The following is a 5,213-nucleotide window of genomic DNA, read 5'->3' as shown; positions in this document are numbered from 1 at the left end:
TGGATGTGCGAGAGAACCGCGTGTTCTACGTGGTCTCGTCGCGCCGCCAGCTGCTCGCCGACGGTGTGGTCACCGAAGAGGGCGGCTCGCGTGGGCTGCTCATCGTGAAGCTCGGCAAGACGCTCGTGCCCGCGCGTACGCTCGACGAATCGCGCTTCACGCGCGCCGATCGTCGCGAGGTGCTCACGATTCCCCTGCCGCGCAACGATCGCGCTTACCGCATCGTGTCACGTCACGACGTGGGGCTGGTCGAAGTGGCGAAGAAGGAGAAGGACGGGTCGTTCCGCGGGGAAAGCATCCGCATTACCGATCCGTCGAAGTTCTGGACGCCGTCGCGGTACCTCATCATCGCGGAGAAGTAGGCGCTTCGGAGTATGGGGTATGCTGCTAGTGCCGTGTGACAACTGCAGACGGCAGACGGCAGGAACCACAGCACGCAGAACGGGAGGAATTCGGTAGGACAACACGGGAGCCCGCGCTGCGCGCGGCTCCCGATATCCCTACCGCAAAGGACATCGGGCGCCCCGCGAAGCGGTGGCGCCCGTTTTGTTGTACCACATTCCTCCCGTACTGCGTGCTGTAGTTCCTGCCGTCTGCCGTCTGCTTTTTGACGATCACCGGACCCTGCCAACCCGCCACCTCCACCAACACACGCCGACAAGCCCCGCACTCACCGCACTCCAATACGCCCCCCGCATCACCAGCCCCTCCCACGCCACCGCGCCGCTCTCCAGCAGCGGCGCCGGCTCAGCGAAGCGCAACCACCACGCCGCCACACCCTGTCCGTCGAGCACCACCGCCGCCACCCACCCGGTGATGAGCAGCAGATGCGCCATCACCTTGTGATCGAGCAGCACGTGAACAGCCAGCGACAGCAGCGTGAGCTGCGCATAAGGCAGCCAAAGCACGAACACGCTCCACGCCAACCACACCGGTACAGCATCAGGCAGCGTGGCGACACTCACTCCGCCACGCACGATGCCCACGGCCAGTCCCACCACGGCGAGGGGCACGACGACCTGCCGCTGCGCGAGCAGCAATCCCTGCATGCGACCGAGAGCCACGGTGCCACGCGACACCGGCATGGCGTCGAGCAGCTGATATACGCGCACGTCCCGCTCGCGCCACACCAGCTCCCCCGCGTAGACAGTGGCGAGCAGAATGAGAAAGAGACGCGAGTGCTCGGTGACCAGTGCGAGCGGGGCGGCGAACATCGCGACACCCGTATCGGCGGCGGGGAGCGTACGCGTGACTGCATTGAAGAGCGCGTTGAGCACTGCCAGTGCGGTCACGACACGCCATCCCCCGTCGAACTGCATCCACCCGGCCGTAAAGCGGCGCACCGACGCGAGGGCCGTGCGCGACGACGCGAGCAACCCCGTCATGCGCACGTCGTCGCGTATACTGGTGGCAGGCGCGCTGGGAGCGAACGCCCGGTGCGCGTGCATGCGCAGCACGACGGTCGCAACGGCCGCCGCCAACGTCACCCACAGCGCACGATTCGCAGCGAACAGGCCGTCGAGCGGTACGGCGGCCAGCGTGCGCTGCGCCTCGGTCCACCCATGCGTCTCCACCAGCACCGGTGCATTACCGAACGGGTCGAGCCACGCGCCGATGATCGCCGTGGAGGGGCTACCGGCAAGTGACAGCGCCAGCTGCCAGATGGCCACCAGTGCCAGCGCCGCGGAGAGCACACCGAGTACCCGCTGCGTGAGCAACGCCGCGCTGGCGAGCAGCAGCGTCACCGTCACCATCGTTGGCACCGTGACGACACCGTAGGCCCGCGCGCTCCCGGTGAACGCCTCGACGACGTTGCCGCTGCTGAGCACCGTGCCGAGCCCAATACCGATGGGCATGGCCGCATACACCCCGAGCATCACCACCAACGCGGCGCACACTCTGGCCGCAAACCAGGTACGTACCCCCAGCCCGCTCGTAGCCACCAGCGCGCGCGTGCGCTGGGCTTCGTCGCGCAGCATGGCCGTGGTGGCGATCATGGTGGTGATCACCTGCCCGAAGGCGGTGAGCCCGCCGAACGCGAGCATGAGCGCCCACGGTGCCGTGCGCGGCACCGCGCCGCGATCGCTCACGAGTTCCACGGCGCTGGAGGCGGCATACCCCAACGCGAGGAAGAAGAACACGAGGGCATAGAGCGTCGTGAGTGGCTCACGCGCCTGCGCCCGGACTTCGAAGGTGAGCACGGCGCGAAACCGCGCCCACCAAACGGAGCCCGTCGCCATCAAAGGTGCGGCAACTCCCGATCACCCACGTCGCCGCCTTCCCGGTGCCACTGCAACTCCTCGCGTGTGAGGGGCCGGATGGCGAGATCTACGGCGAGCCAGGTGGTCTTGGCGAACGGGTAGCAGCCCAAGCACCCGGCGAGCATGAAGAACCCAGTGACGTACGTGATGGCGTCCCACGGCGGATCGGGCCACGTGAAAAACACGAACCCGCAGACGCAAACGAAGAGAATGAGCTCGACGGCGATGAGATTGAACAGGTAGGCGCCGACGAAATAATCGCTCTCGCCCCGCTCAAGGCGCAGGCCGCAGGAGGGACAATTGGCCTTGAGCTGGAAGAACGAGGCGAAGATGCGCGGGCCACCACAGTGCGGACAGCGTAACCGCATCGCGCGTGTCATGAGCTGCGATACGGTGGCCCTTGGTAACTCGATGGCGTGTACCGTGCTCATCGCTCCGGTAACGTGGCGAGGAACGCGCCGAGGTGTTTGCCCCACACCTTGGGCAGCGAGTGCGTACCGTGTCCGCGCGTGTCCGCCGTGATGGGGAGCAGGATGAATGTCGTCTTCGGCATCTGCTTGGCGAATGATTCGGCGAGCCCAAGTTCGGGCGGGTTCACCTGATCGTCAGCCGAGTTGATGAACAACGCCGGCGCGGTGATGGCCGCCAGATGCGACGACGGATCGTAGTCGCGCGACGAGTTGAACTGATAGAGAAAATCGTTCGCGTCCGTGCTGGCCATGCGCTGCTGCAGATAGGCGCGAATGACCGAGTCGGCCTGATCCCGCGTGGGCGCCTGGCTCTGCTGCACGAGCGGCGCGCTCGACATGATGTAGAGCATCATCTGCGCCGCCTTGAGCCCCGGCGGCTGCGTGGTGTAGTTGCCACCGTTCCACGTGGGATCGTCCCGAATGGCATCCATGGCCATCGTGCGGATCATCCGATTGCGGCCGGCGATCTGACTGGGTACACAGGCGAACGGTGCGAGGCCGTCCATGAAGTTCGGCTGCGTGTAGCCCCACACCCAGGCGTGCATGCATCCCATCGACGTGCCCATGATGAGCCGCAGATGGTTCACGCCAAGGTGCTCGGTGAGCAGGCGATGCTGCGCCACCACCATGTCGTCGTAGCCGTACTTGGGAAAGCCGGCGCGGAGTCCGTCGCTGGGCTTGCTCGACCCGCCGTGTCCGATGCCGTCGGGGAGGACGATGAAGTAGCGGCTACTGTCGAGCAGCTGTCCGGGTCCGAACAGGTTCCCCGCGTACGTCGGAGACAGGAAGCTGCGGCCGCTGCCGCCGGTGCCGTGCAGAATCATCACGGCATTGCGCACGATGCCGCGCGCATCCTTCCGGGGGGTGCCCAGGGTGGTGTAGTGGAGCTTGAGCTCCGGAAGCGTCTCGCCGCTCCGGAACTGGAAGTTGCGGATGACGAAGTCGCCCTGAGTCCCGGCCCGCGCCCAGGCGCGGGCGGCATCGGCGTTCTGCGCGGCGACCGGTGTGGTGAGGAGGGTGCAAGCGGCAGCAGCGAGCCCGGCCATGAGTGACCGGGGACGGAAGATCGGGGAAGTGGCCATGCCGAAAGATACCGTCCGCCCTCGAGGCAGGAGAGTGACCCGGCGAGTCTTCCTGCGGTCTCCCCCCATGCTCAGGCTGCTTGCCAACAGGCCCCCCGCCTATAGCTTCGCTTCTTGTGAGCGCGATCAAGGTCTGCCCCCAATGCGGGGACGAATACGACGAGGCGACCGGGTTCTGTTCAAAAGACGGGACCCCGCTCGTGGCGCAGTCCGATGCCAACCTGATCGGCAAGACGGTCGGTGGCCGGTACAAGGTGCTCCAGCAGCTCGGCGAGGGGGGCATGGGTCAGGTGTACCTGGCCGAGCACGTGCGGATGAAGCGCAAGAGTGCCATCAAGATCATGCGCCCCGCCCTCGTCCACGAACCGGAAGCGCTCCAGCGTTTCACGCGCGAAGCCGAGAACGCGTCGAAGATCAGCCATCCGAACGTCGCGAGCATCTTCGATTTCGGTGAAACCGATGAAGGGCTCGTGTACCTCGCCATGGAGTTCATCGAGGGCGAGTCGCTCTCGGCGTTGTTGAAGCGGGAGATCGCGATGCACCCCGTGGTCGCGGCGGACATCATGGCGCAGGCCGCTGACGCCCTCTCGGCAGCACACGAGCTGGGCATTCTGCACCGGGACGTCAAGCCGGACAACATCATGGTCTCCAAGCGGACCGACGGGACGTTCGTTGTGAAGCTCGTGGACTTCGGCATTGCCCGCACGATGGAGCGCGGCACGCAGCAGGTGACCCGCACGGGCTTTGCCGTGGGGACGCCGGAATACATGTCGCCCGAGCAACTCTCCGGTGACGTGCTCGACCCGCGCTCCGACCAGTACTCGCTGGCGCTCGTCGCGTTCATTGCGCTCACGGGGCACGAGGCCTTCTCCAACTCGTCGTCGAAGGAATCGCTGATTGCCCGCCTTACGAGCCGGCCCCGCCGTCTCGATGAGGTGCGTGACGATCTCGACTGGCCGAACAGTATTCAGGTGGTGTTCGACAAAGCGCTCGCCCCAGATCCGACGGATCGTTTTGGCAGCGTGGCCGAGTTCGGCGCGGCGCTGGCGAACTCGGTGGAAGAGATGACGCCCACGCAGACGGCGGAGATCTATCGGCACGCGCTGGGGCAGCGCATGCTGAGCGTGGCCGCGCGAACGCCGAGCGACAACGCGAGCATCCGTACGCCTGCGAAGCCAATGGCGACGCAGCAGACCAAAGCCCAGCAGGCCGAGTCACGGCGTCGCCGGGACCCGGTGGCGCTGCGTCGCCGCCCATCGATCTTCCCGTACCTCGTGTTGGCGGCGACGCTCACCTACGGCGTGTGGTACTACGGCGCGAAGCAGTCGTCGGGGATGGCACGCGACGCCGCCGATCAGATTGCCGCCATCGCCGCATCCGCGAAGGCGATGGTGGGGGGC

5 protein-coding genes are annotated in these 5,213 nt (G+C 66.3%); 2 read left to right on the top strand and 3 right to left on the bottom strand.

Translation table 11 applies throughout. The annotated features are described in order from the left end of the window. The coding region (locus ACIQ6O_RS12465; protein WP_396208116.1) for a hypothetical protein at positions 1–362 on the top strand (362 nt) is incomplete at its 5' end. A gap of 252 nt (positions 363–614) precedes the next feature. Here the strand turns inward: ACIQ6O_RS12465 and ACIQ6O_RS12460 are convergent. The 3 genes from ACIQ6O_RS12460 to ACIQ6O_RS12450 are packed head-to-tail and all read right to left on the bottom strand — an operon-like array spanning position 615 to position 3,813. Next, positions 615–2,240 carry a hypothetical protein gene (locus tag ACIQ6O_RS12460; RefSeq protein WP_396208115.1) on the bottom strand — a complete coding sequence of 542 codons (1,626 nt, stop codon included), beginning with the start codon at positions 2,238–2,240 and terminating at the stop codon, positions 615–617. Continuing rightward, positions 2,240–2,692 carry a DUF983 domain-containing protein gene (locus tag ACIQ6O_RS12455; protein WP_396208114.1) on the bottom strand — a complete coding sequence of 151 codons (453 nt, stop codon included), beginning with the start codon at positions 2,690–2,692 and terminating at the stop codon, positions 2,240–2,242. Before ACIQ6O_RS12455 ends, ACIQ6O_RS12460 begins: the two co-directional genes overlap by 1 nt. Then, a complete protein-coding gene (locus ACIQ6O_RS12450; protein WP_396208113.1) occupies positions 2,689–3,813 on the bottom strand; it encodes an alpha/beta fold hydrolase in 1,125 nt (374 codons plus the stop codon). Before ACIQ6O_RS12450 ends, ACIQ6O_RS12455 begins: the two co-directional genes overlap by 4 nt. 200 nt (positions 3,814–4,013) lie before the next feature. Here ACIQ6O_RS12450 and ACIQ6O_RS12445 point away from each other — a divergent pair. Next, positions 4,014–5,213 (top strand): serine/threonine-protein kinase (locus tag ACIQ6O_RS12445; RefSeq protein ID WP_396208111.1); only part of this gene is annotated, 1,200 nt, incomplete at its 3' end.

This window comes from Gemmatimonas sp., assembly GCF_044345575.1.
In the GTDB taxonomy this organism is placed as follows: domain Bacteria; phylum Gemmatimonadota; class Gemmatimonadetes; order Gemmatimonadales; family Gemmatimonadaceae; genus Gemmatimonas.
The sequence above is the reverse complement of the archived record's forward strand: the minus strand, read 5'-3'. Positions and strand labels throughout refer to the sequence as shown.

Coding starts and splice junctions, on each gene's coding strand:
- ACIQ6O_RS12450 (WP_396208113.1), bottom strand. CDS start 3,813: ATGGCCACTTCCCCGATCTTCCGTCCCCGGTCACTCATGGCCGGGCTC.
- ACIQ6O_RS12455 (WP_396208114.1), bottom strand. CDS start 2,692: ATGAGCACGGTACACGCCATCGAGTTACCAAGGGCCACCGTATCGCAG.
- ACIQ6O_RS12460 (WP_396208115.1), bottom strand. CDS start 2,240: ATGGCGACGGGCTCCGTTTGGTGGGCGCGGTTTCGCGCCGTGCTCACC.